The 23,883-nt window shown below is 71.4% G+C and carries 24 protein-coding genes; 10 read left to right on the forward strand and 14 right to left on the reverse strand.

Features of this window, described 5'->3' with window-relative positions; genetic code table 11:
- Positions 1-89 precede the first annotated feature (89 nt).
- The 4 genes from ACZ6N8_RS23940 to ACZ6N8_RS23955 form a co-directional block, all read right to left on the reverse strand.
- Positions 90-305 (reverse strand): ubiquitin-like protein Pup, encoded by a 216-nt coding sequence (locus tag ACZ6N8_RS23940; protein ID WP_088948111.1) that lies wholly within the window; start codon positions 303-305, stop codon positions 90-92.
- Between the two features lie 90 nt (positions 306-395).
- Positions 396-1,658 (reverse strand): acyltransferase family protein, encoded by a 1,263-nt coding sequence (locus tag ACZ6N8_RS23945; RefSeq protein ID WP_466012778.1) that lies wholly within the window; start codon positions 1,656-1,658, stop codon positions 396-398.
- Between the two features lie 77 nt (positions 1,659-1,735).
- Positions 1,736-3,253 (reverse strand): depupylase/deamidase Dop, encoded by a 1,518-nt coding sequence (gene dop, locus ACZ6N8_RS23950; protein WP_364365359.1) that lies wholly within the window; start codon positions 3,251-3,253, stop codon positions 1,736-1,738.
- Positions 3,254-3,290: 37 nt separating this feature from the next.
- On the reverse strand, positions 3,291-4,916 hold the full coding sequence (locus ACZ6N8_RS23955) for a DUF2142 domain-containing protein (protein WP_466012779.1): 1,626 nt from the start codon (positions 4,914-4,916) through the stop codon (positions 3,291-3,293).
- Positions 4,917-5,069: 153 nt separating this feature from the next.
- Between ACZ6N8_RS23955 and ACZ6N8_RS23960 the strand changes: the two genes are divergently transcribed.
- A complete protein-coding gene (locus ACZ6N8_RS23960) occupies positions 5,070-5,420 on the forward strand; it encodes a GtrA family protein (protein WP_466012780.1) in 351 nt (116 codons plus the stop codon).
- 62 nt (positions 5,421-5,482) lie between these two features.
- Here ACZ6N8_RS23960 and arc read toward each other — a convergent pair whose 3' ends face one another.
- The gene (arc, locus tag ACZ6N8_RS23965) at positions 5,483-7,267 is read right to left on the reverse strand and encodes a proteasome ATPase (RefSeq protein WP_139584279.1); all 1,785 of its coding nucleotides are present in this window, start codon (positions 7,265-7,267) and stop codon (positions 5,483-5,485) included.
- A 178-nt stretch (positions 7,268-7,445) separates the two neighbouring features.
- Between arc and ACZ6N8_RS23970 the strand changes: the two genes are divergently transcribed.
- On the forward strand, positions 7,446-7,739 hold the full coding sequence (locus tag ACZ6N8_RS23970; protein ID WP_139584278.1) for a ferredoxin: 294 nt from the start codon (positions 7,446-7,448) through the stop codon (positions 7,737-7,739).
- Positions 7,740-7,788: 49 nt separating this feature from the next.
- Here the strand turns inward: ACZ6N8_RS23970 and ACZ6N8_RS23975 are convergent, their stop codons facing one another.
- The 3 genes from ACZ6N8_RS23975 to ACZ6N8_RS23985 all read right to left on the reverse strand — a co-directional run bounded on the left by ACZ6N8_RS23975 (position 7,789) and on the right by ACZ6N8_RS23985 (position 10,527).
- Entirely contained in the window at positions 7,789-8,361 is a 573-nt protein-coding gene (locus ACZ6N8_RS23975; protein ID WP_364365369.1) for a hypothetical protein, read from the reverse strand.
- Positions 8,362-8,437: 76 nt separating this feature from the next.
- A complete protein-coding gene (locus ACZ6N8_RS23980; RefSeq protein WP_466012781.1) occupies positions 8,438-9,439 on the reverse strand; it encodes a tRNA (adenine-N1)-methyltransferase in 1,002 nt (333 codons plus the stop codon).
- Positions 9,436-10,527 (reverse strand): site-2 protease family protein, encoded by a 1,092-nt coding sequence (locus ACZ6N8_RS23985; protein WP_466012895.1) that lies wholly within the window; start codon positions 10,525-10,527, stop codon positions 9,436-9,438. The genes ACZ6N8_RS23980 and ACZ6N8_RS23985 overlap by 4 nt, the downstream gene beginning before the upstream one ends.
- Positions 10,528-10,667: 140 nt before the next feature.
- Here ACZ6N8_RS23985 and ACZ6N8_RS23990 point away from each other — a divergent pair, with 140 nt between their 5' ends.
- From ACZ6N8_RS23990 to ACZ6N8_RS24005, 4 genes are all read left to right on the forward strand, one after another.
- On the forward strand, positions 10,668-11,582 hold the full coding sequence (locus ACZ6N8_RS23990) for a RecB family exonuclease (protein WP_466012782.1): 915 nt from the start codon (positions 10,668-10,670) through the stop codon (positions 11,580-11,582).
- Positions 11,583-11,765: 183 nt separating this feature from the next.
- A complete protein-coding gene (locus ACZ6N8_RS23995) occupies positions 11,766-12,452 on the forward strand; it encodes a response regulator (protein WP_466012783.1) in 687 nt (228 codons plus the stop codon).
- Between the two features lie 333 nt (positions 12,453-12,785).
- A complete protein-coding gene (locus ACZ6N8_RS24000; protein ID WP_466012784.1) occupies positions 12,786-13,553 on the forward strand; it encodes an ABC transporter ATP-binding protein in 768 nt (255 codons plus the stop codon).
- Positions 13,553-16,108 (forward strand): ABC transporter permease, encoded by a 2,556-nt coding sequence (locus ACZ6N8_RS24005; RefSeq protein WP_466012785.1) that lies wholly within the window; start codon positions 13,553-13,555, stop codon positions 16,106-16,108. Before ACZ6N8_RS24000 ends, ACZ6N8_RS24005 begins: the two co-directional genes overlap by 1 nt.
- Before the next feature lie 46 nt (positions 16,109-16,154).
- Here the strand turns inward: ACZ6N8_RS24005 and ACZ6N8_RS24010 are convergent, their stop codons facing one another.
- Together ACZ6N8_RS24010 and ACZ6N8_RS24015 are read right to left on the reverse strand one after the other, a co-directional pair.
- Positions 16,155-16,805, reverse strand: coding sequence for an HAD family hydrolase (locus ACZ6N8_RS24010; protein WP_466012896.1), 651 nt, complete (start codon positions 16,803-16,805; stop codon positions 16,155-16,157).
- 122 nt (positions 16,806-16,927) lie between these two features.
- On the reverse strand, positions 16,928-17,665 hold the full coding sequence (locus ACZ6N8_RS24015) for a neutral zinc metallopeptidase (protein WP_466012786.1): 738 nt from the start codon (positions 17,663-17,665) through the stop codon (positions 16,928-16,930).
- 172 nt (positions 17,666-17,837) lie between these two features.
- Between ACZ6N8_RS24015 and ACZ6N8_RS24020 the strand changes: the two genes are divergently transcribed.
- Complete coding sequence (locus ACZ6N8_RS24020; protein WP_466012787.1) at positions 17,838-18,200, forward strand: hypothetical protein; 363 nt, start codon at positions 17,838-17,840, stop codon at positions 18,198-18,200.
- A 7-nt stretch (positions 18,201-18,207) separates the two neighbouring features.
- On the opposite strand, the gene ACZ6N8_RS24025 is transcribed toward ACZ6N8_RS24020, so the two are convergent.
- Positions 18,208-18,411 (reverse strand): hypothetical protein, encoded by a 204-nt coding sequence (locus tag ACZ6N8_RS24025; RefSeq protein WP_466012788.1) that lies wholly within the window; start codon positions 18,409-18,411, stop codon positions 18,208-18,210.
- 135 nt (positions 18,412-18,546) lie between these two features.
- Between ACZ6N8_RS24025 and ACZ6N8_RS24030 the strand changes: the two genes are divergently transcribed.
- Both ACZ6N8_RS24030 and ACZ6N8_RS24035 read left to right on the forward strand, forming a co-directional pair.
- The gene (locus tag ACZ6N8_RS24030; protein ID WP_466012789.1) at positions 18,547-18,948 is read left to right on the forward strand and encodes a YciI family protein; all 402 of its coding nucleotides are present in this window, start codon (positions 18,547-18,549) and stop codon (positions 18,946-18,948) included.
- A 3-nt stretch (positions 18,949-18,951) separates the two neighbouring features.
- Positions 18,952-20,208, forward strand: a complete 1,257-nt coding sequence (locus tag ACZ6N8_RS24035; RefSeq protein ID WP_466012790.1) for an RNA polymerase sigma factor — start codon at positions 18,952-18,954, stop codon at positions 20,206-20,208.
- 74 nt (positions 20,209-20,282) lie between these two features.
- Here the strand turns inward: ACZ6N8_RS24035 and ACZ6N8_RS24040 are convergent, their stop codons facing one another.
- Positions 20,283-21,383, reverse strand: coding sequence for a calcium:cation antiporter (locus ACZ6N8_RS24040; RefSeq protein WP_466012791.1), 1,101 nt, complete (start codon positions 21,381-21,383; stop codon positions 20,283-20,285).
- A gap of 264 nt (positions 21,384-21,647) precedes the next feature.
- Complete coding sequence (locus tag ACZ6N8_RS24045; protein ID WP_466012792.1) at positions 21,648-22,052, reverse strand: mismatch-specific DNA-glycosylase; 405 nt, start codon at positions 22,050-22,052, stop codon at positions 21,648-21,650.
- An 87-nt stretch (positions 22,053-22,139) separates the two neighbouring features.
- On the opposite strand from ACZ6N8_RS24045, the gene ACZ6N8_RS24050 reads away from it, so the two are divergent.
- Positions 22,140-22,883, forward strand: a complete 744-nt coding sequence (locus tag ACZ6N8_RS24050; RefSeq protein WP_466012793.1) for an SAM-dependent methyltransferase — start codon at positions 22,140-22,142, stop codon at positions 22,881-22,883.
- Here ACZ6N8_RS24050 and ACZ6N8_RS24055 read toward each other — a convergent pair.
- Positions 22,862-23,779 carry a phosphatase PAP2 family protein gene (locus ACZ6N8_RS24055; RefSeq protein ID WP_466012794.1) on the reverse strand — a complete coding sequence of 306 codons (918 nt, stop codon included), beginning with the start codon at positions 23,777-23,779 and terminating at the stop codon, positions 22,862-22,864. The two genes, ACZ6N8_RS24050 and ACZ6N8_RS24055, sit on opposite strands and share 22 nt — an antisense overlap.
- Positions 23,780-23,883: the final 104 nt, after the last annotated feature.

Consider the following 23,883-nt stretch of genomic DNA (forward strand, 5'->3'; position numbering starts at 1 on the left):
AGCGCCTTTCACTCGCTGCAATCTCGGCAGCGACGAAACCCGTCCCGATCATCGCCCACTTGTTCCATGTCCGAATTGACCCTATATGCTCACTCACCCCCCTTTTGCACGTAACCCCTCACGAACTCTTCCGCGTTCTCTTCGAGGACGGAGTCGATCTCATCAAGCAGGTCGTCGACGTCCTCGGTGATCTCGGCGTGCCGCTCGGCCACCTCGGGGTTGGCCTCGGTGGTGACGTCCTCGATCTCCTCGCCCTGACGGGACTTGCCGGACTGCGACTGGCCGCCGCTGTCATGAGTGGCCATGGCTGTCTCCTCCACGATCGTCTGGCATGAAATCTACCCCGCTCGGGCGACAGAAAGCCCTCACGTCAGGAGTGTTCGCGTCTGTTGCGTTCAGCCCCGGGGAGCCGACGCGTCCGCCGTGACCGGCACCGGGCCGGACTCCGGCGTGCGCTCCGGCTCGCGCGACGGCCGCACCGACGCGTCCTCGGGCGGCGCCTGACGACGGATGCGCGGAGTCCAGTCCTTGAACCGCAGGGCCTGCTTCTCCACCAGATGCCAGGACAGGAAGGCCAGGGCCACGGTGCAGATCATGACCACCGCGAAGTACCCGACGAAGCCCCAGGCCGCCGCACCCAGCCAGGCCAGCATCTGTTGCACGACGAAGGAGTAGATGTAGATGCCGTACGAGTAGTCGTTCTTCTGGCCCACCACATGCAGCAGACGAGGCAGCCGGACGGCGAGGTAGAGGATCGCGTACTCGTAGGCGAGCAGGGCCGGGCCGAACAGGTGACCCTCGAGCGTCTGCCAGCCGGTCACCACGATGGCGAGCACGCCGAGGACGTCGCTGATGGGCAGCTTGTCGCTGTACAGGTCCGCCACGGCGCCCACGAGGAACATGAAGCCGAAACGCAGGAACCAGATCTTGCTGAGCGCGCCGAGCAGCGGCAGCGGGCCGAGCGAGCCGCTGGTGAAGTACGTCGACCCGCCGAAGCGCAGAGCCTCGTACTGGTTCCACAGCAGCAGACCGAAGACGAGGACGGCGGCGGCGAGCACCAGCCACCGGGCGCGACGCAGCACCGCCACCACGGCCAGCGACGCCACGATCAGATAGCAGAAGATCTCGTAGCTGAGCGTCCAGAGTGAGCCGTCCAGAACGCTCCGACGCACCAGCTCGCCGTACGGCGTGTCCCGGAAGACGTCCATGATCCCCTGCTGGCGGTAGCCACCCCACCAGTTGGCCTGGAGGAAGTTGACCACACCGGCCGGGTGCCGCCACAGGCCGTCCACGTTGCCCCGCTCGGCGTACCAGACGATCGGGGCCACCACGAAGCCGATGAACAGCAGACACACCCACAGACCCGGCCAGATCCGCAGGGCGCGGTGCCACAGGTAGCGGGGCAGGCTGGCACGCCTGGCGCTGCGGGTGATGAGGAACCCGGAGATGCCGAAGAAACCGGCGACCCCCAGACCCGCCACGTCGACCACCTCGGTCAGCGGTCGGGCGTACCCGATCACCGCGGTGTGCGCGAGGACGACCGCTACGGCAAAGCAGAGCCGCAGGAAGCCGAAACTGTTGGCGCGCCCGGCATACGCGTTCGACAGCGGAACAGCCGTCAGCGCACGCCGGCCAACCTGCCGGGCAGAGGGGAGCATCGCATCACCGTGTGGGTCGAAGATTCGGGGGACGGCCTAGCATGCCACAGCGTGATCCCCTGCGGAGGTACCGGTTCTCAGCCGCCGGTAAGCGTTTCCAGAAGGTCCTTCGCGCTGGCGCAGCGGTCGAACAGAGCACCCACGTGCGCGCGGGTGCCCCGCTCCGGTTCCATCATCGGCACCCGTACCAACGACTCCCGGCCCACGTCGAAGATCACCGAATCCCAGCTCGCGGCGACCACCTCGGAGGCGTACTGGGCCAGGCAGCGGCCCCGGAAATAGGCCCTGGTGTCCTCCGGCGGCTCGGTCATGGCGCGGCGCGTCTCGTCGTCGGTGAGCAGCGTCTTCATCGCGCCCCGGGTGACCAGCCGGTGGTAGAGGCCCTTCTCCGGGCGGACGTCGGAGTACTGCAGGTCGACCAGTTGGAGCTTGTGCGAGCCCCAGCCGAGCTTCTCCCGCTCCCGGTAGCCCTCCAGCAGCCGCAGCTTGGCCACCCAGTCCAGCTCGTCGGCGCAGAGCATCGGGTCGCGCCCGAGCCGGTCGAGCACGCTCTCCCAGCGGTCGAGCACGTCGACAGTCTGCTCGTCGGCGTCGGTGCCGTACCTGTCGTCGACAAAGGACCGGACCCGCTCCAGGTACGCCCACTGCAGGTCGAGGGCGGTGAGGCGGCGACCGTCACGCATGCGCATCAGATGCGACAGGCTGGGGTCGTGGCTGACCGCCCGCAGCTCGCTGACCGGGTCGGCGATGCCGAGGTCGGCGCCGAGCGCCTTCTCCTCGATCATGGTGAGGATCAGCGCGGTGGTGCCCACCTTGAGGTAGGTGGAGATCTCGGAGAGGTTGGCGTCGCCGATGATGACGTGCAGCCGGCGGTACTTGTCGGCGTCGGCGTGCGGCTCGTCGCGGGTGTTGATGATCGGCCGCTTCAGGGTGGTCTCCAGGCCCACCTCGACCTCGAAGAAGTCGGCGCGCTGGGAGATCTGGAAGCCGCTCTGCCCGCCGTCCTGCCCGATGCCGACCCGGCCGGCGCCGCAGACGATCTGCCGGGTCACGAAGAACGGCGTCAGGTACGCCACGATGTCGGCGAACGGGGTCTGCCGGCGCATCAGGTAGTTCTCGTGGGCGCCGTAGCTGGCGCCCTTGTTGTCGGTGTTGTTCTTGTACAGATGGATCGGCTGGGTGCCCGGGATGGTGGCGGCCCGGCGGGACGCCTCGGCCATCACCCGCTCGCCGGCCTTGTCCCAGCGCACCACGTCGAGCGGGGTGGTGACCTCGGGGGTGGAGTATTCGGGGTGGGCGTGGTCCACGTAGAGGCGTGCGCCGTTGGTGAGTATCACGTTGGCCAGACCGAGGTCCTCGTCGGCGAGCGCCTCCGCCGGGTCGTAGGCCGCCCCGGAGTAGGTGAAGCCACGGGCGTCGCGCAGCGGCGACTCCTCCTCGTAGTCCCAGCGTGCCCGCCCGCCCCTGTTGAGTTCGGGGCGCGCCCCGTAGGCGTTGACCACCTGCGACGAGGTGACCATCGGGTTGGCTCCGGCCTGACCGGGCACCGAGATGCCGTACTCGACCTCGGTGCCCATGATCCGTCTTACGCTCATCGACCTACCCGCTTCGCTCGCCCGACCCGGTCCCCCGTCAGGTCGAGCGTAGTCCGCCCTGGGCGCCTGCACTCTGCAGGTGAGAGCCGGCGGGCCGGAACAGTTCGATGGATTCGGTGGCGGGACGCCCGTCGGGCGAGGTCGGTTCGTCGGTGTCGGAGGTGCGGGTGCTCCAGACGAGCCATCCGAACAGCACCAGACCGACAGTGGCGCTCAGCAGCGGAAGCACCGAGCCGACCACCGGGTGCCAGTCGCCGGCGAGCGGGTTGAGGCTGCTCAAGCCGACGTTGGCGGGTAGGCCGTTCTGCCAGCGGACCATCGTGTAGGCCAGGCAGAACAGGTGGATCGGCAGCAGGACCAGCACGGCGAGGCGGGTGAACGAGCGGGCCCGGGCCACCTCGAAGCCGCGCCGCTCGGCGGCCCACGCGGCGTAGAGCAGGACGCCTACCAGCATGGGCAGCATGTAGCGGCCCTGCGTGACGAAGCCGCTCTCGTTGACCAGGGCGATCTGCATGAGGGAGGGAACGGCCACGCCACCGCCGAGCAGCACGAGCAGGCGCCACCGGTCGAGGGTGCTGCCCCAGACGACGCCGATCAGCAGCAGCGCCCCCGCGACGAGCTGCCAGATGACGTACGGCGGCGCCGGCATGCGGGTGTCCAGCCAGGAGGTGACCCCGACGATCTGGTCGAGGTACCCCCGCCACCGGTCGGCCTCGATCAGCGCCGCCTGCCCGTAGGTGAGCGACTTGGCGGAATAGTTGCCCAGGTCCGAGGTCTGCTGGCGGACCGTCCAGGCGAGCACCGCCAGGGTGGACACGACGATGCCGCCCGCCCAGAGCTGTGCGGCCCGGTCACGCAGCAGGCCCACGAGGTTGCTGCGGCGCAGCGGGAAGGCGAGCGCCACGAAGGCGGTCGCGAGCCACAGCGGGCCGGTCTGGCGCAGTACCGCCAGCAGCAACCCGCTGATCCCGACCAGCAGGATCAGGTGCCGCCGGGGGCCGGGTGGGCCGATCATCAGGGGGATCACCGCGCTGAAGAAGGCGATGCCGGCCGCGATCTCCAGACCGTTGGGGTTGACCGCGCTGGCCATGTGCACGGCCATCGGGGTGGTGACCACGACCAGGGCGCCCATCATCAGGCCCCGCCGGGAGCGGTTGCGGATCACCACGAACGCGCTGGCGAGCAGCGCGGCGCAGCACAGCGCGCTGATCATGCGGGCGAGCAGGACGCCGGACCAGCCCGGCCACAGCACCGTCGGCGCGCCGACCAGGGCGTAGTAGGCGGGGAAGTAGCGGCCCGCGCCGGTGCCGGCCCGGGTCGGTGTCCGGTCACTGCCCGGCGGCTGGGCGCACGCGGCCGACACATCCTTCTTGAACTGCCAGCACTGTTCCCGGACGAGACCACCGGGAACGGTCTGGAAGGCGCCGGTGCCCTTCTTCGCGGCGGCCGGCGGGGGTGCGATCTGTCCCGCGGCGACGCCTGCCGCCCGGACGATGTGTTCGCGCTCGTCCGGTGTGCCGTCGTACGGGGCGGCCATCGACCAGGCGAAGATGAGCAGGAAGAAGGCGACAAAGGCCAGGGCCCAGTGTCGTCGGGCGCCGCTCGTGGTCGCTGCCGGGCTCTCGCCGGTGGCCGTTGGCGTCACTCTTCCGGGATCAGGCACGTCAACCTCGCGGCTCGCGCGGGCAGGCCCCGCTGGGTGGATGGACAGACGATAGACTCCCTCGTCGTCCTCACCGCTCCGGGTCCCCCCTTGGAGAACTCTTTGCTGTCACCTGTTGCCGATTCCGTCCGCCACCTGTCCCGACACAGTGCCGTGCGGTTCCTGGTCGTCGGGGGTCTGAGCGTCGCCGTGGACACCGGCTCACTGTTCATCTACCACGGAGTCATGCGGATCGTCCTGCCAGTCGCGGCCGGCCTGTCGTTCCTGACCTCGTTCTGGGTCAACTTCGGGCTGAACCGGGCGTGGTCGTTCGGCTCGTCCGCCCAGATGGTGCCTCAGGTCGGGCGCTACTTCGCCCTGGTCCTGGCGAACCTGACCGCCAACGTCGTGCTGGTCTCCGGGCTGACCTGGGCGGGCACCCCGTACCTGCTGGCCAAACTTCTCGTGACGGCGTCGTTGTCGGCGGTGAACTACGTGGTGTCCAAGCGCTGGATCTTCGCCTGACGACCACCTCAGAACCGGCTGCGGGGGTGTCCACCTGATGGTGGACACCCCCGCAGCTGGTGTCAGAGGTACTGGCCGGTGTTGCTGGCGGTCTCGATGGACCGGCCGGCCTCGGTGCCCTTGCCGCCGGAGACGAGCGTACGGATGTAGACGATCCGTTCGCCCTTCTTGCCGGAGATCCGGGCCCAGTCGTCGGGGTTCGTGGTGTTGGGCAGATCCTCGTTCTCGCGGAACTCGTCGACGCAGGCGTCGAGCAGGTGCTGCAGGCGCAGTCCCTTGCGGCCGGAGGTGAGGAACTCCTTGATGGCCATCTTCTTGCTCCGGTCGACGATGTTCTGGATCATCGCGCCGGAGTTGAAGTCCTTGAAGTAGAGGACTTCCTTGTCCCCGTTGGCGTAGGTGACCTCGAGGAACCGGTTCTCCTCGGTCTCCGAGTACATCCGCAGCACCACGGCGTCGATCATGGCGGCGACGGTGGCCTGGGGGTCGGCTCCGTGTTCGGCCAGGTCGTCCGGGTGCAGCGGCAGCCCGGAGAGGATGTACTTGGAGAAGATGTCCTTGGCCGCCTCGGCGTCCGGTCGCTCGATCTTGATCTTCACATCGAGTCGGCCGGGTCGCAGGATCGCCGGGTCGATCATGTCTTCCCGGTTGGAGGCGCCGATGACGATGACGTTCTCCAGCCCCTCCACGCCGTCGATCTCACTGAGCAGCTGCGGGACGATCGTGTTCTCCACGTCGGAGGAGACACCGGAGCCACGGGTCCGGAAGATCGAGTCCATCTCGTCGAAGAACACGATCACCGGGGTGCCCTCGCCGGCCTTCTCCCGAGCCCGCTGGAAGATCAACCGGATGTGCCGCTCGGTCTCACCGACGTACTTGTTGAGCAGCTCGGGGCCCTTGATGTTGAGGAAGAAGCTGGTGTGCTTCTCCTTGCCCTGTCGCTCGGCGATCTTCTTGGCCAGCGAGTTGGCCACCGCCTTGGCGATCAGCGTCTTACCGCAGCCGGGCGGGCCGTAGAGCAGAATGCCCTTGGGCGGACGGAGCTGGTGCTCACGGAACAGGTCCGCGTGCAGGAACGGTAGCTCCACCGCGTCGCGGATCTGCTCGATCTGCGACTGGAGGCCACCGATGTCGCCGTAGTCGACGTCGGGCACCTCCTCCAGGACCAGCTCCTCGACCTCGCTCTTCGGGATCCGCTCGTACGCGTACGCCGAACGGGGCTCGATCATGAGCGAGTCGCCGGCGCGGATCGTCGAGCCGATGAGCGTCTCGGCGAGGTGCACGATGCGCTCCTCGTCCGAGTGGGAGACCACGAGCGCCCGGTCACCCGGACCGCCACCCGGCCCCTCCAGGATCTCCTTGAGCATCACCACCTCGCCGACCCGCTCGTAACCGAACGCGTCGACGATGTTGAGCGCGTCGTTGAGCAGGACCTCCTGGCCGCGGCGCAGTTCGGCCACGTCCAGCGAGGGCGAGACGGCGACCCGCAGCTTGCGGCCGCCGGTGAAGACGTCCACGCTGCCGTCGTCGTGCTTTGCCAGGAAGACGCCGTAGCCACTCGGCGGTTGCGCGAGGCGGTCGATCTCCTCCTTGAGCGTCACGATCTGCGTGCGAGCCTCCTTGAGGGTGCTCACCAGCCGGTCGTTGTTTTCGGTCAGCCGCGCCAACTGTGCCTGGGTGGCCGCCAGCCGCTCTTCGAGCTGCCGGACGTGTCGGGGGCTTTCGGTCAACTTACGCCGCACCAGGGCGAGTTCCTCTTGAAGAAACGCGACCTGCGTGGAGAGATCGTGGGCTTCCTTCTCCCACCGTGCGGCGCGCGAGTCCGCGTCGTCGCTGCGTGCTGCCACGTCCCACCTCCCCGGGGGGCTTGAACGTTCTGCCCTAACACTAGCCGCTATGAGGCCGATTCGGTCCCACGCAACACCCTCGTCACCGAACCTTGATCGCCAAGGGTGGCCCGACGGGCGGGTACTGGCGTTCGGGTACCGTCGGAGGCTGGTACGGGAGAACATGGGGGGTGCACCGGTGGCCGAGGTCGCGACCGACCAGTTGCAGGTCTGGGTGGACCAGGATCTCTGCACGGGAGATGGGCTCTGTGTGCAGTACGCGCCGGAGGTGTTCGAGTTCGACATCGACGGTCTGGCGTACGTCAAGGGTGTCGACGGTGAGCTGCGGATGGCGCCGGGCAGCCGCGTCGACGTGCCCGAGCACCTGCGACTCGAAGTGATCGACTCCGCGAAGGAGTGCCCGGGCGACTGCATCCACGTGGTGCGCGGCGACGGCGTCGAGGTCGCCGGCCCGGACGCCGAGGAGGACTGAGCCCCACCGGCCGGGCCGCACGGCCCGGCCGGGTTCCAGGGGGTACGCCTCAGAGCATCGGGCGGCCGACCACCGAGGCGACAAGCCTGGCGAACTCCTCCAGCCGGGCGATCTGCCCGGCGCCACCGTCGTCGAGGGTCTTGCCGAAACGCAGCGCGTCGTGCCGCGGCGTGCCTGCCATCTCCTCACTCGGGGGCGCCTCGTCGAGCGAGGTGAGCAGCAGGTACACGTCGATGCTGTCGACCCGGATCTCGCCGCTGTCGGAGCGGTTGAGCCGACGCCGGCAGCCGACCTCGGTGACTGTGGAGACCGGCACCACCCGCAGCGACGAGGTCATCGACCCCGGCGGCCCCTCCCCCGGCGGCACGTCCTCGCCGTGCCAGAGGATCAGCCGGCTGCCGTCGCAGACCACGACCTCCTGCCACACGCCGTTGACCTCGTTGACGAAGCGCTCCAGGGTGAAGCCCAGCACGGACGCGCCCCGCAGCACCCCACCGAGCGCCTCCAGGGCGACGTCCGGGTCGCGCAGGTAGGCCCGCGCCGCCGACTCCAGGTCCTGGTAGGGCGACCAGTCGGGAAAGACCGCCGGCAGCTCACCGCCGCCGTAGCCCGGTCGGCTCATGCCGCCGCCTCCCCCCGCCCGGCGAGGCCGGCGCCCAGCTCGATCCGCCCGGCGACGCCGGCGCCCAGCTCGATGGTCACGGCCTGTCCATCTCCCCCGTCGCGTCGGGCTGCGCGCCTGCGGCCTGCGCGGCCGCCGCCTGCCGGGCCGCCTCCGCCTCGCGCAGGTCCTGCCGGCGCTGCGCGTACGCCTCGGTGCCCTTGCTGGGCTTGCGCCGCCGGGGCGGCGCGGTGACGCCGGGGGCGAGCTTGCGGGCGGAGACCAGGAACGCGGTGTGCGCGATCATCCGGTGGTCCGGGCGGACGGCGAGGCCCTCGGCGTGCCAGTCGCGCACCAGCGACTCCCACGCGCGCGGCTCGGTCCAGCCGCCGCGCTCCCGCAGCGCCTCGACCAGTTCGGAGAGCTGCGGCGTGGTGGCCACGTAGCCGATGAACACCCCGCCGGGCACCAGCGCCCGCTCGACCATGTCGAGGGTCTCCCAGGGGGTCAGCATGTCCAGGATGATCCGGTCGAAGCCGGTCTCCTGGCACTGCGCGACGTCACCGACGTGCAGGTGCCAGGACGGGTGCGGCCCGTTGAAGAACGCCTCCACGTTGCGCTTGGCGATCTGCGCGAAGTCGTCGCGCAGCTCGAACGAGTGCAGCTCCCCCTCGGTGCCGACGGCCCGCAGCAGCGAGCAGCTGAGCGCGCCGGAGCCGGCGCCGGCCTCGAGGACCTTCGCGCCGGGGAAGATGTCGCCCATCGCGACGATCTGCGCCGAGTCCTTCGGGTAGATCACCTGCGCGCCGCGCGGCATGGAGAGCACGTAGTCCGACAGCAGCGGCCGCAACGCCAGGAACGCCGTGCCGCCGCCGGAGGTGGTCACCACGCTGCCGTCGGGCAGCCCGATCAGGGCGTCGTGCGCCAGGATGCCCCGGTGGGTGTGGAACTCCTTGCCGGGCTCCAGCGTCACCGTGTGCATCCGCCCCTTCGGGTCGGTCAGCTGCACCCGGTCGCCGGGCCGGAAGGGCCCACGGTGCACAGGTGTCAGCGCCGGGCTGGCGGCGTCGGCCGGGACGGTGGGGGACGTTGCGGTCACGATGTCATCTTCCGGTTGGGTTCGAGGAGCTGTGCCAGGTCCCCGATGTGCAGAATGCCGACGACATCTTCGCCTGACGTCACCACGTACTGCGCGCCCGGGTGGGTCTGTACGGCGTCCATCACGCGCTCCCCGTCGAGCCCGGCCGGCAACGTGGGCAGGACGCCAAGCGAGCGGGCCACGGCGTCGACCGCCAGCCAGGGGCGACGCTCGACGGGCACCGCCTCGGCCGCGGCCGGGTCGACGAGCGCCACCGGCCGGCCGGTGGAGTCGGTGACCAGCAGCGCGGCAGCGGGCTGCCCGGCCTCGGCGCGGCGCCGTTGCGCCTCGGCCAGCGGGGTGCCGGTGGGCACCGGCCAGACCGGTCGGGCCAGCCGGGACAGGTCGATCAGCGGGAATCGGCGGCTGACCCGGGCGGCGCGGATGGCCTGCCCGGCGCCCCGCCACAGGGTGAGGGCGACAAGCAGCATCAGCGGCAGCGCGAGCGGGGCGAGGTAGTCGGCGAGGGTGAGCAGCAGGACCAGGGCGGCGGTGCCGACGGCGACCGCCCGGCCCGCCCAGCCCGCCACCTCGGTGCCCCGGTGCCGGTCGCGGGTCAGCCCCCAGACCAGGGCGCGCAGTGCCCGGCCGCCGTCCAGTGGCAGCCCGGGCAGGATGTTGAACACCGCCACGATGACGTTGCTCACGGCGAGCTGGAGGGCGAGCTGATGGGCCACGGTCCGCTCGGGCAGCGCGATGGTGGCGGCGACCGCGATGACGCCGAGCACCGCGGAGACCGCCGGCCCGGCCAACGAGACCAGCAGGTCGACCCGGGGAGACGGGGCGTCGCGGTCCATCTCGGTGTAGCCGCCGAGCAGTTCCAGCGTGATACCGCGCACACCGATGCCGTAGCGCCGGGCGGTGAGCGCGTGACCCAGCTCGTGCAGCAGCACCGAGCCGAGCAGCGACACCACGAAACCGAAGCCGATCAGATAGCCGGCGAGCTGGGACAGGTCGAGCTGGCGGCGGGCGAACTCGGCGTACAGCACGGCGATCAGCGCCGCGAGCAGGACCATCGAGCCGTTGAGGTGCAGTGGCACTCCGAACACCCGGCCCACGTTCAGGCCGGGGCGCCGGTCGGGTCGGCGCGGCGGCCGGGATGTCTGCTCCATCGCCACGATGCTACGGACCGGCCGCGCCAGGGGCGGGCGGCGGTGGGTGTCACACCGGTGCCCTAACCTTTGCCCACATGACGGCGGAACCGGTCACCACCACCCAGTCCCCCCTGCCGGCGCAGACGCCGCCGACGGTGCGGGCGTCGCTGTCCCCGTCGCGGGCGGCGGATTTCAAGACCTGTCCCCTGCTCTACCGGTTCCGCAGCATCGACCGGCTGCCCGAGCGCACCACCATGGAGCAGGCCCGGGGCACGCTTGTGCACGCCGTCCTGGAGCGCCTGTTCGACCTGCCGGCCGCCGGTCGTACGCCGGCGGCGGCCGGTGATCTGGTGGCTCCCCAGTGGGACCGGCTGGTCACCGAGCAGCCGGAGCTGGCGGCGATCTTCGACGGCGCGGAGCCGGCCGGCCCGGTGGAGTTCCTACGCTCGGCGGCCGGGCTGCTGGAGGGTTACTTCGCGGTGGAGGACCCGACCCGTCTGGAGCCGGCCGAACGGGAGAGCCTGATCTCGGCGGTGGTCGACGAGGAGTTGCTGATCCGGGGTTACCTCGACCGGCTCGACGTGGCGCCGGACGGCGCGCTGCGGGTTGTCGACTACAAGACCGGTGGCGCACCGCGGGAGGCGTTCGAGGCGCGGGCACTGTTCCAGTTGAAGTTCTACGCGCTGGTGCTGTGGCGCACCCGGGGCGTGGTGCCCCGGGTCCTGCGGCTGCTCTACCTGCGCGACGCCGAGGTGCTTGACTACACGCCGGACGCCGACGAGCTGGTCCGCTTCGAGCGCACCGTCGTGGCCCTGTGGCGGGCGATCGAGCAGGCCACCGTTCGTCAGGATTTCCGGCCCCGGCCGAGTCGGCTCTGTGACTGGTGCAGCCACCAGGCGCTGTGTCCGAGCTTCGGTGGCACCCCGCCGCCGTTCCCGGTCGCGGTGGCGGGCGCCGATCCGCTGCGCGACTCCCGGTCCGCCCCGGTGACGCCCGGCGCCGACGAGTGAGCCGCCCGCCGTCGGACGCCCGCTGAACCGTCCCGGTCGCCCCGCCGGCACACCCGACCGAATCGGCGCCGCGCCGATCGGGACACGGCTCGCTCCGCGTCTCTACGGTGGTCCACGACGCACCGGCAGATGTACGCGAAGATGACCGGTGCGGCGGGGACGTCGGCGGGGACGGGAGACGAGATGACCGAACGGGCGGCCTCGGCGCGGCCGGTGCGGATCCTGCTCGCCGACGACCAACCCCTGCTGCGTACCGGCTTTCGGATGGTGCTCGGCACCGCTGGTGACCTGGACGTGGTGGCGGAGGCAGGCGACGGCGTGGAGGCGGTGGAGCTGTCCCGCCGGCTGCTGCCCGACGTCGTGCTGATGGACATCCGAATGCCCCGGATGGACGGGGTGGCCGCGACCAGGGCGATCGTCGACGCCCGGCTGCCGGTGCGGGTGCTGGTGCTGACCACGTTCGACCTGGACGAGTACGTGGTGGGCGCGTTGCGGGCCGGGGCCAGCGGGTTCCTGGCCAAGGACGTGCCGGCCGAGGAGCTGATCGCGGCGATCCGCACGGTCGCGGGCGGGGACGCGGTGGTGACGCCGCGGATCCTGCGGCGTCTGCTGGACCGCTTCGCCGAGCTGCTGCCCGATCCGGCGCGGACGCCGTCGGCGGCGCTCGACGCGCTCACCGACCGGGAACGCGAGGTGCTGGTGCAGGTGGCGCGGGGGCTGTCCAACGCCGAGATCGCCGGGGTGTTGTCGGTGAGTGAGACCACCATCAAGACCCACGTGGGGCATCTGTTGACCAAGCTGCGGCTGCGCGACCGGGTGCAGGCCGTGGTGCTGGCGTACGAGTCGGGGCTGGTCCGCCCTCGGACGTAGCCGTGACGGGACGGAATACCCCACCCGGCGTACCCGAAGATCCCTCCCTGGGGTGACGGCCACCGTTGCCGCCGTCACCTACCGTGACCGGAGACGGTCCGGCGCGGTTGACCCTCCTGTGACGTGAGGCGGAAGGGTCGGCGGCGAGCCCGTTCGGCAGTCGGGTCAGGGGCAACCCTGATCCGGCATGGGGGTGCACCCGCAGCGGGAAATCCGCGCCGCGTCCCCCCAGGGACGGACGGGACGGGCGTGGGAGGCACCGATGATTGAACAGTCACGCCGGACCATCGGGGGGCGGCGTGCATTTTCGGACAGACGGAAGAGGTAGATGACGTGACCGCGACGGTAGGCCAGCAGGCGCAGGCCGCGGCCCGGGCGAACGACGTGTGGAAGGTGTACGGCAGCGGCGAGGCTCAGGTCGTCGCGCTGCGGGGGGTCAGCGCCGAGTTCGAACGTGGCCGTTTCACCGCGATCATGGGCCCGTCGGGTTCCGGCAAGTCGACGCTGATGCACTGCCTGGCCGGCCTGGATTCGGTCACCAGGGGCACTGTGCAGATCGGCGAGACGACTGTCACCGGGCTTGGCGACTCCGGGTTGACCAAGCTGCGCCGCGACAAGGTCGGGTTCATCTTCCAGCAGTTCAACCTGCTGCCGACGCTCACCGCCAAGGAGAACATCCTCCTGCCGCTGTCGATCGCCGGGCGTAAGCCGGATCCGGCCTGGTACGACACGGTGATCACCACGGTGGGTCTGCGGGACCGGCTTGGCCACCGGCCGGCCCAGCTCTCGGGTGGGCAGCAGCAGCGGGTGGCGTGTGCGCGGGCGCTGGTCTCCCGCCCCGAAGTGATCTTCGCGGACGAGCCGACCGGCAACCTGGACTCGCGCTCGGGCGCCGAGGTGCTCAACTTCCTGCGCGACTCGGTCCGCGAGCACGGCCAGACCATCGTCATGGTCACCCACGACCCGACCGCCGCCGCGTACGCCGACCGGGTGGTCTTCCTCGCCGACGGGGAGATCGTCTCGGAGCTGATCGAGCCGACCGCCGAGACGGTGCTGGACACCATGAAGAAGCTGGACGCTCCCGCCGAGGTGGGCAACTGATGTTCCGCGCGACACTGAAGAGTCTGCTGGCGCGCAAGGTCCGGCTGATCCTGTCCGGGCTGGCGGTGGTGCTCGGGGTCATGTTCGTCTCCGGCGCGTTCGTGCTCACCGACACGCTTGGCCGTTCCTTCGACTCGGTCTTCGCCGACGGGTTCTCCGAGATCGACGTGAACGTCGCGGCGAAGCCGAAGGTCCAGGTCAACGAGATGGAGGGCGAGCAGACCGCCGCCCCGTTGCCGGCCGCCGTGGTGGACCGGGTCAAGCAGGTTCCGGGCGTGGCGTCGGCGACGGGCGTCGTGAACGCGGACGGCGCGCGGGTCATCGGCAGCAACGGCAAGGTCGTCACGTCGTTCGGCCCGCCGCAGTTGGGCGAGAACTGGACAGGCGAGAGTGACCTGCTGCAACTGCGCGAGGGGCGCGCGCCGCAGGCCGAGGACGAGATCGTCATCAACAAGGCGTTGGCCACCACGGCGAAGGTGCAGGTGGGCCAGAAGGTCGGCGTGCTCACCGCGTTCGAGTCGAAGAAGCGGGACTTCACACTTGTCGGCATCGCCGGCTACAGCGGTGACCGGGACTCGATCGGGGGCGTCAACGAGGTCTTCTTCACCACGCCCGTGGCGCAGCGGCTGATGCTTGGCGAGCCGGACACGTTCAGCAGCATCACGGTGCGCGCGGCCGGCGGTGTCTCCGACGAGGCGTTGCGCGACGACGTGGCCCGCACCCTGGGCGCGGACTTCGAGGTGAAGACGGGCGAGCAGGTGGCCGCGGACGCCGCGGCCAGCCTGAAGGAGGGCCTGTCCTTCTTCAACAAGATCCTGCTCGGCTTCGCCGCGGTGGCGCTGCTGGTGGGCACGTTCCTGATCCTCAACACCTTCTCGATCATCGTGGCGCAGCGCACCCGGGAGCTGGCGCTGATGCGCGCCATCGGGGCCAGCGGCCGGCAGATCATCGGGTCGGTGGTGCTGGAGGCCATCGCGGTCGGCCTGATCGCGTCGGTGCTCGGCCTGGCCGCCGGCATCGGGGTGGGCGCGCTGCTGGCGTTCCTGTTCGGCAAGCTGGCCGGTGGGCTCACCCTCGCCGGGATCGGGGTGCCGGCGGCGGCCGTCATCGGCTCGTTCGCCGTCGGTCTGGTGATCACGGTGGTGGCGGCGCTGCTGCCGGCGCTGCGCGCGTCCCGGATCCCGCCGATCGCGGCGATGCAGGACGTGGCCACCCCGGACCGCCCGTTGACGAAGGTCACGGTCGCCGGTTCGCTTGTCACAGGCGTCGGCGCGGTGCTGCTGTTCCTCGGGCTCAGCGGCAACGCGGGCGGTCAGACGCTGTCCACCATCCTGGGCGGGGTGCTGTTCGCCTTCATCGGGGTGGCGCTGCTGACCCCGCTGATCAGCCGGCCCGTGGTGAGCCTGCTCGGCGCGATCTTCTCCTGGTCGGTGCCGGGCAAGCTGGGCCGGCTCAACTCCGGACGCAACCCGCGCCGTACGGCGATCACCGCCGCCGCGCTGATGGTCGGCATCGCGCTGGTCACCGGCGTCACGGTGATCCTGGACTCCGCCAAGGGCAGCATCAGCGCGCTCGCCCAGGACACCATCAAGGCCGAACTGGTGATCGCCGGGCAGCAGGGCGGGCCGCGTCCGCCGAGCTTCGACCCCGGTGTGCTGGACCGGGCCAAGGCACTGCCCGGCGTGCGGATGGTCGACGGCGAGTACGGCGACATGGCGAGGATCGACGGCGAGAGCACCTGGGTGGCGGCGAGCAGCGACGTGGCGTCGTTGCGGCAGATCTTCGGCGCGAAGGCCACCGCCGGTGACATCGACCGGCTCTCCCCGACGCAGATGCTGGCCAGTTCGGACACCGCCGAGTCCCGTGGCTGGTCGGTGGGCTCGACGGTGAAGGTGCAGCTGACCCGGGGCGAGGAGCGCACGTACACGATCAGCGGGATCTACGAGTCGTCGCAGCTGACCAACCCGGTCACGTTGCCGGTGACGGCGGCTAAGGACTTCGCCATCCCGCAGCCCATCCAGGGCTTCATCCAGCTGGCCCCCGGAGCCCGGGTGGCGGACGTGCAGCCGCAGGTGGAGACGCTGCTCGCGGACAGCCCCGAGGTGTCGGTGGCCGACCGGGACGCGTTCATCAAGCAGCAGACGAGCGCCCTCGACGGGTTGCTCACGATGATCCAGATCCTGCTCGCGCTTGCCATCGTGATCGCCGTGCTCGGCATCATCAACACCCTGGCGCTGTCGGTGCTGGAACGGACCCGCGAGCTGGGTCTGCTGCGGGCGATCGGCCTGCGCCGTGGCCAGACCATGGGCATGATCACCGTGGAGGCGGTGGTGATCTCGGTGTTCGGTGCGCTGCTCGGCGTGGCGGTCGGCACCGGCCTCGGTGCCGCAGTGGTCGAGGCGCTCAAGGACGAGGGCATCACCGACCTGGTCCTGCCCTGGGGGCAGATGGGTGTCTTCCTCGGCCTCGCCGCGATCATCGGCGTGGTGGCCGCGGTGCTCCCCGCCGTGCGGGCGGCCCGGATCAACGTCCTGGGCGCCATCGCCCACGACTGACGCCGCAGTCGACAGGGGCCCCCGCGTCGCGGGGGCCCCTGTCGCGTCAGGCCACGGCCCGGTCGGTCAGCAGAGCCGCGAGAAACGCCACGTCCACGCCGGTCAGGCCCTCCACCTGGGGTACGTCGACAGTGCTCGCGAGTGCCACCTCCGCCGGTACGGCCAGCACCGCCGCGCCGGAGGCGAGCGCGCTGGCCACGCCTGTCGCCGAGTCCTCGATCGCCACGCACCGCCCGATCGGCACACCCAGCAGGCGGGCGGCGGTCAGGTACGGCTCCGGGTGCGGTTTGGCCGCGACCACCTCGTCGCCGGCGACCACCGCGTCGAAGTTGCCCCGGCCGAGGGTGTCCAGGGCGATCTCGACAAGCGCCCGGGGGCTGGAGGTCACCAGCGCGGTGGGGATCCCCGCCGCGCGGACCGCCTCCAGCAGCGCGAGCGCGCCGGGACGCCAGGGCAGCCCGGTGCGGAACAGCTCCAGGATCCGCTTGTTGATCCACGCGGCGCTGGTCTCCGGGTCCCGTTCGGGCTGCCCCAGGTCGTCGTGCAGGATGCGCATCGACTCGGCCATGGCGGTGCCGACGATCGACCGGCGGGCGTCCTCGGAGAGCTCGCCGCCGTACTCCTCGGCGAGTTCCTGCAACGCGACGTCCCACAGCTTCTCGCTGTCGACGAGCGTGCCGTCCATGTCGAAGAGCACGGCGGCGGGGTGATGGCTGCTCAGCGGATCCTCCAGGGTCGTGGCCGACACCGGCGATCCTTCCAGCAGCACCGGCGGTAGGCATCGGCAACGGCGGCCGGGGTGATCCGGGCAACGCCCGCTCAGCCCAGGTCGCACTCCGTGAGCGAGCGCTCGTAGCCGCGGAAGAACATGTCGGTGCGCTGCTCGGCGGTGCCGTGCGCGCCTTCGGCGAACCACGGCTGGTCCGGGTCGTCGCCGACGGCCGCCAACCCCTCCCGGAACTCGTCCAGGTCGCCCTCGGCGAGGGTCAGGGCGCCGGAGCGTACCGAGTCGCCAAGGTACGCGCCGGCCATGCAGTCGGCCTGCAACTCCTGCTGGATGGTGAAGCTGTAGTTGATGCCGAGGCGCACCTGGATGCCGTGGGCGTACTCGTGCCCGAGCAGGTAGAACACGAAGGCGTCACCCACCTGCCGGAACGCCGCCACCGACCAGGCCACGTCGTACGCGATGAAGTCGCCCCGCGAGCAGTAGACGGCGTTGTTGCGCGGCAGCGCCTGCCCGCCGCAGGACACCTCGCCGGAGCGCTGGTACGGGATGATCCGGCGGATGGGTTCGAAGCGCTGCCCGGACTGCTTGAACTGGGCCGCCCAGTACCGCTCGGCGATGGCCTGCGCGTCGGCGACGTCCTGCTTGAACTCGGCGACGCTCGTGGTGCTGTCGGCCCGTGTGGCGCCGGGTGAGGCGGCAGGCGGGTTCGCCCCCGGGCGTTCAGCCTCCGGCTCGGCCAGCCCTCCGCCCGCGCAGGCGAGCGAGACCAGCGCGGCGATCAGCAGGCCCGCCAGCGGACCCCGGGCGTCGCGTCCTGACCGTGCGGTCACTGTGCCTCCCCAGACATCTGTCCTCGTGCTGCGCAGTACCCCGACGGTACGACCGTCACGCCCGTCACCGGAGTTACGTACGGCGCTGCCGCCCGGTTCACCAGCGGCAGGCTGACTGGCGCCGGGGCGGCACAATGGCCGGGTCGGGTGGGGCGTGCGCCGGGGAGGTTCGATGCACGAGTTGGGCAGCCGGCTGCGACGTCAGCCAGCGCCGGCGCACGTCGTGTGGCGGTCGCTGCGCGACCCGTACGAGGCAGGCAGCCGGCCCTGGCTGGAGTTGCGCGACGACGAGGTGCCGCCGCGCGTGGTGGCGGGCTACGCGCCCGTGCTGCTGGTGTGGTCGTCGCTGTGGCCGCACCGACCGCTGGACCGGGTCCGCTTCGATCTGACCGCCGGACCACCCGGGCAGGACTGCGCCCTGCGCTGGACGCTCACCACCGACGGCGACGTACCGATCGAGAGCACGCTCGGCTACCTACGCCACCGCCTCAACTACCTGATCAACCACCGTCTGCGCCGCTCCTACGGCCAGTGACATCGGTTCAGCCGCTGGACTCCCGGCCGCGCTGCCACGTGTTCCCCTGGTCTCCGTGTCGCTCCGCCTCGTACCGCTGCTGCCGCGCGCGGGCGTCCCGCCCCGCCGCGCGGTCGTCGCCGAGGTGTGGGCGTCCGCGCCGCAGGACGATGCCGAGCGCCAGAACGGCCACCGCGACGAAGACCCCGAGCACCACCCAGACGGTCACCATGCCGGCAACCTACTCCCCGCCCGCCACCCCGACCCCTGACGATCAGGTGGGCGAGGTGTGTCCGGGGCGGGGGTGCGGCTTCGACGTCTCAGGTGGCGGGCGCGGACGGCGCCTCGCGGACAGGAGGATGGCCGGATGAAGTACATGATTCTGCTTTACGGATCGCAGCGGGACTACGACGTGCTCTCGGGCCGGGCGACCGACCGGCCGGCGATGTCGGCCGAGCAGATCGCTGCCATGCACCAGCACATGGAGACGTTCCACCAGGCCCTCGCCGAGTCAGGAGAGCTTGTCGACGCCCAGGGGCTCAGCGAGCCGGTGCACGCCCGTCGGGTACGGGTGCGCGAGGGCGCGCCGGTGGTCACCGACGGCCCGTACCCGGAGACGCAGGAGGTCCTCGCCGGCTACACGATCGTGGAGTGCGCCAGCTTCGACCGGGCCACCGAGATCGCCGCCGGACTGGTCGACCCGGACTCCCCCGGCGCGTACGTGGACGTGCGGCCGGTGCTGGACAGCATCGAGGACCTGGGCGGCTGACGGGTGCCGCCGACGCCCGTCGAGGACCTGCTGCGCACGCTGGCGCCGCAGGTCCTCGGCGCTCTGGTCCGTCGTTACGGGCACTTCGACACCGCCGAGGACGCGGTGCAGGAGGCGCTGATCGCCGCCGCCGACGGCTGGCCGCGCGACGGCGTACCGGACAGTCCCCGCGGCTGGCTGATCACCGTGGCGTCCCGCCGGTTGACCGACCTGCTGCGACGTGAGCAGGCCCGCCGGCGTCGGGAGGACGCCGTGGCGCGGTGGGTGCTGCCCGAGCAGTGGCGCGCTCCGGCCGCCGACGGGCCACCTCCGGACGCCGACGACACGCTCATCCTGCTGTTCCTGTGCTGCCATCCGGCGCTGTCGCCGGCCTCGCAGATCGCGCTCACCCTGCGCGCGGTGGGCGGGCTGAGCACCGCCGAGGTGGCGCGGGCGTTCCTGGTGCCGGAGGCGACGATGACCCGGCGGATCAGTCGGGGCAAGCAGCGGATCCGCGACACCGGGCTACGGTTCGCGCCGCCCACCGACGCGGAGCGCGCCGACCGGCTGGCCGCCGTGCTGCACGTGTTGTACCTGGTCTTCACCGAGGGGTACGCGCGCACGGCCGGTCCCGGCCTGCTGCGTGCCGACCTGACCGCGGAGGCGATCCGGTTGACCCGCCTGGTGCACCGGCTGCTGCCCGACGATCCGGAGGTCACCGGGCTGCTCGCGTTGATGCTGCTCACCGACGCCCGCGCGCCGGCCCGGATCGGGCCCAACGGCGAGTTGGTGCCGATGGCCGAGCAGGACCGTGGCCGGTGGCGGGCCGACCAGATCGCCGAGGGGGTCGAGCTGATCAGCGGCGCGCTGCCGCGTGGGGTCGTCGGACCGTACCAGCTCCAGGCGGCCATCGCGGCCGTGCACGACGAGGCGCCGAGCGCGGCGGCAACCGACTGGCCGCAGATCACCGCCCTGTACGAGGTGCTGTTGGGCATGTCCGACAACCCGGTGGTGGCGCTGAACCACGCGGTGGCGGTGGCGATGAGCCGGGGCGCGGCCGCCGGGTTGGCGTTGCTGGCCGACCTGGCCGACGATCCCCGACTCGCCGAGGACCCGCGACTGCCGGCCGCCCGCGCCCACCTGTGGGAGCTGGTGGGTGAGCGGGTCGCGGCGCGCGAGGCGTACCGGATGGCGGCGTCGCGGTCGACGAACCTGGCGCAGCAGCGCTACCTGAACGCCCGCGCGGACCGGCTGGCCGACGGCCCGCCGGCCGCCCGCTGAGCCGGCGGTCAGCGGGCTGGCGGTCGTCGGCTGAGCCGGCGGTCAGGGGGCTGGGCGCCGTCGGCAGCCGGCGGTCAGGGGCTGGCGGCCAGGAAGACGAACGCGGCCAGCAGCACCAGGTGCACGCCGCCCTGCAACACGTTGGCCCGGCCGGGCACGACGGTCAGCACGGCCGTCACCGCGGTGAGTGCGAGCAGCGCGAGCTGGGTGCCGCCGAGGCCGAGCAGGAGCGGGCCGTCCAGCCAGATCGAGGCGATCGCTATCACCGGGATGGTCAGGCCGATGCTTGCCATCGCGGAGCCGAGCGCGAGGTTCAGGCTTATCTGCACCCGGTCGCGGCGGGCGGCGCGCGCGGCGGCGAGGGTCTCGGGCAGCAGCACGAGCAGGGCGATGATCACACCGACGAACGCATGCGGCAGGTTCGCCGCCGCCACGCCGGCCTCGATGGTCGGCGAGATGGTCTTGGCGTCGCCCACCACCGCGACCAGCGCCACCAGCAGCAGGCCCAGGCTGGCCAGCGCGGCGCGGGTGGTGGGCGGCTTGGCGTGCTCCTCGGTCTCGATGACCTCGCCCCGACTGTCGACAGGCAGGAAGTAGTCACGGTGCCGCCCGGTCTGCACGAGCACGAACAGTCCGTACAGGGCCAGCGAGGCGACGGCGGCGAAGGTGAGCTGGGCCGGGCTGAACTCCGGGCCGGGCCGGGCGGTGGTGAAGGTCGGGATGACCAGACTCAGCGTGGCCAGGGTGATCACTGTCGCGAGGGCGCCGCCGGTGCCCTCGGGGTTGAACACCGCGACCCGCCGGCGCAACGCCCCGAGCAGCAGGGACAGACCGAGTATCCCGTTACAGGTGATCATGACGGCGGCGAAGACGGTGTCCCGGGCGAGTGACTGGGTCTTCTCCGGTCCGCTGATCATCAGCGTGACGATGAGGGCGACCTCGATCACGGTGACCGCGACGGCGAGCACCAGGGAGCCGTAGGGCTCCCCCACCCGGTGGGCGACGACCTCGGCGTGGTGCACGGCGGCGAGCACCGCCCCACCCAGCAGTGCGGCGACCACCACGACGACAGGACCGGGAAGTTCTCGTCCCCAGGTGACGAGCAGCATCAGTACCGCGAGCACGGGTACGGCGACGGTCCAGTCGGTCAGGCGGGATCGAAGCAGGGCTGGCATGCCGTCAAGAGTGCCAGGTCTCGTGATCATGTGCCCACAACGACGCAGCACGAAGAGCGACGACAGACCAACCCGTAACCTGCAGCGGGCACCTGCGGGTGCTGCGCGAGAGCGGCCTGGTGCGCGACGAGCTGGTCGGTAGGCAGTCCTGACCCGTACGTTCCGCGCGCCGGCCGCCGACGTGTGGGCCAGCCTCACCGAGTTCGACGACTACCACCCCGCGATGGGGCCCTACTACCGGGCGCTCGCCGCCGAGCCGGCCAGCTAGGGGCCGGTCGCCCGCCGCAGCTTCGCGAACTCGGCGGTCAGCGCCGGCAGCGGGAAGTGCGCGTTCAGCCCACTGGGGTTGGGCAGCACCCACACCCGGGCCGGGCCCAGCCGGTCCGGCTGCGGACCCAGACCGGCCTTCGGCCGGACGAAGGCGATCCGGTACGCGGTCACCCCGAGGATCGCCACCCAGCCCGGCCGGTACCGCCGCGCCTTCACCGCCAACCCGGTGACCCCCGCCACCAGCTCCGCCGAGGTCAGCTCGGCGGCCCGGGCGGTGGCCCGGTTGACGAGGCTGGTGACGCCCAGGCCCTGCCGCAGCAACTCGTCGCCCTCCCACGAGCGCAGCTCACGGTCGGTGAAGCCGCCTCCGTGCAGCGCCGGCCAGAACCGGCCCCGCACGCTCCGCGTCCACCCGACCGATCCTGCCGTACGGCGGGACGCCGGACCCGACGTGCGCCGCGGATCATGACTTGACACCCTCAACGGATGCAGGAAACCGACCACCTCGCCGCCAGCCGCTACGCGCGGATGCGCTGGAACACACCCCTGTCCGAAGAGCACGCCGCGCTCCTGCTGCGCCGACTCGACGTACGACCCGGCGCGCGGGTGCTCGATCTGGGCTGCGGCTGGGGTGAGCTGCTGCTGCGGGCGGTCGCCGCCGGTGGCGTGTCGGGTCCGCTCGCCACCCGGGGCGTCGGTGTCGACACCGACGACGCCGCGCTCGCCAGGGGACGGCGGCTGGCCACCGGCCGGTCCCTGAACCGGCACGTCGCCTTCGTGATGGGTGAGGCGGCGGCCTGGCAGGAGCCCGCCGACCGGGTCCTGTGCGTCGGGTCGGCGCACGCCTTCGGTGGCACCGGCGCCGCACTGGACGCGCTCGCCACGGTGGTCCGACCGGGAGGCCGGCTGCTGTTCGGCGACGCCTACTGGGAACACCCGCCGACCCCGCAGGTCGAGCAGATCTTCGGAACCGGGATCACGGAGCTGCCCGGCCTCGTCGAGGCCGCCCGGGAACGCGGCTGGCGGGTGCTGCACCTGAGCACCGCCGACCAGCGCGAGTGGGACGACTTCGAGTCCACCTGGCTCGCGGGACGGCAGGAGTGGCTGCTGACGTACCCGGAGGATCCCCGGGCGGCGCAGGTCCGCGCGGAACTCGACGACCGGCTGCGCCAGTACGTCGGCGGATACCGCGGGGTCGTCGGTCTCGCCTATCTCGTCCTCGGTCGCTGACGGCCCCTGACACGTCGGGACCGAACGGCAGGTGACGGCGTTCTCACGAGGTCACAGGCGTCGGCTCGCCCGGGTGGGTGGCCGGACGGCGCCTGCGGAGCCCGTACGCGCTGGCGGGGCCATCCGGCCGGGCGCCGGGTCGGCGGGTGCGGTGGGCCGCTCGGCGGTGCGGGCCTGGGCAGGACGAGGCAGACGATGGCGAGCAACACGGCCGCGACGATGCCGTCGAGCCAGTAGTGGTTGCCAGTGGTCACGACGACAAGCAGCGTGACGAGCGGGTGCGCCAGCCACAGCCACCGCAGACGCCCGCCGGTCACCGCGATGAGCGCGACGGCTACGGCGAGAGCCCAGCCGACGTGCAGGGAGGGCATGGCGGCGTACTGGTTGCTCAACGCGTCCGTGTCGGGCGGGCCGTAGACGGCGGGCCCGTAACGGCTGCCGGTGTCCACCATGCCGGTCAGGGCGGTCAGTCGCGGCGGTGCCAGCGGGACCAGGAAGTGCAGCGCCAGTGCGGCAGCGGTAAGCCCGGCGAGCATGCGGCGCGTCCAGAGATAACGCACGGGGTGTCGGACGTACAGCCAGATCAGACAGATGGCCGTGGCGGGGAAGTGCACGTACGCGTAGTAGCCGTTGGCCAGGTGCACCAGCAGCTCGTGGGAGAGCAGGGGACGCTGGAAGGCAGCCTCGTCGGGCAGGTGGAACAGGCGCTCGGTCCGCCAGGTCCACTCCCCGTTTCCCACAGCGGTCGGCCCTCGGTCGGCACCCGCCACCCGCGCCGCCTTGTAGATGAGGAACAGTGCGGCGACGAGCCCCAGCTCACGCATGGCCCGGTGCAGTGCGGCGGCTCGCCGGGCCGGTGCCGCCGGACGCGCCGCTGGCAGCTCCGCGGTATCCACAGACCCCTCGATTCGGTGACGTTCGCTCGTGTCGGCGCTGGCTGGACAGACCGGGGCCGCCACCGTCCTCGGACGGCGGCGGCCCCGGGTCGGACGGCCCGACG

Source organism: Micromonospora sp. NPDC047521 (assembly GCF_055587305.1).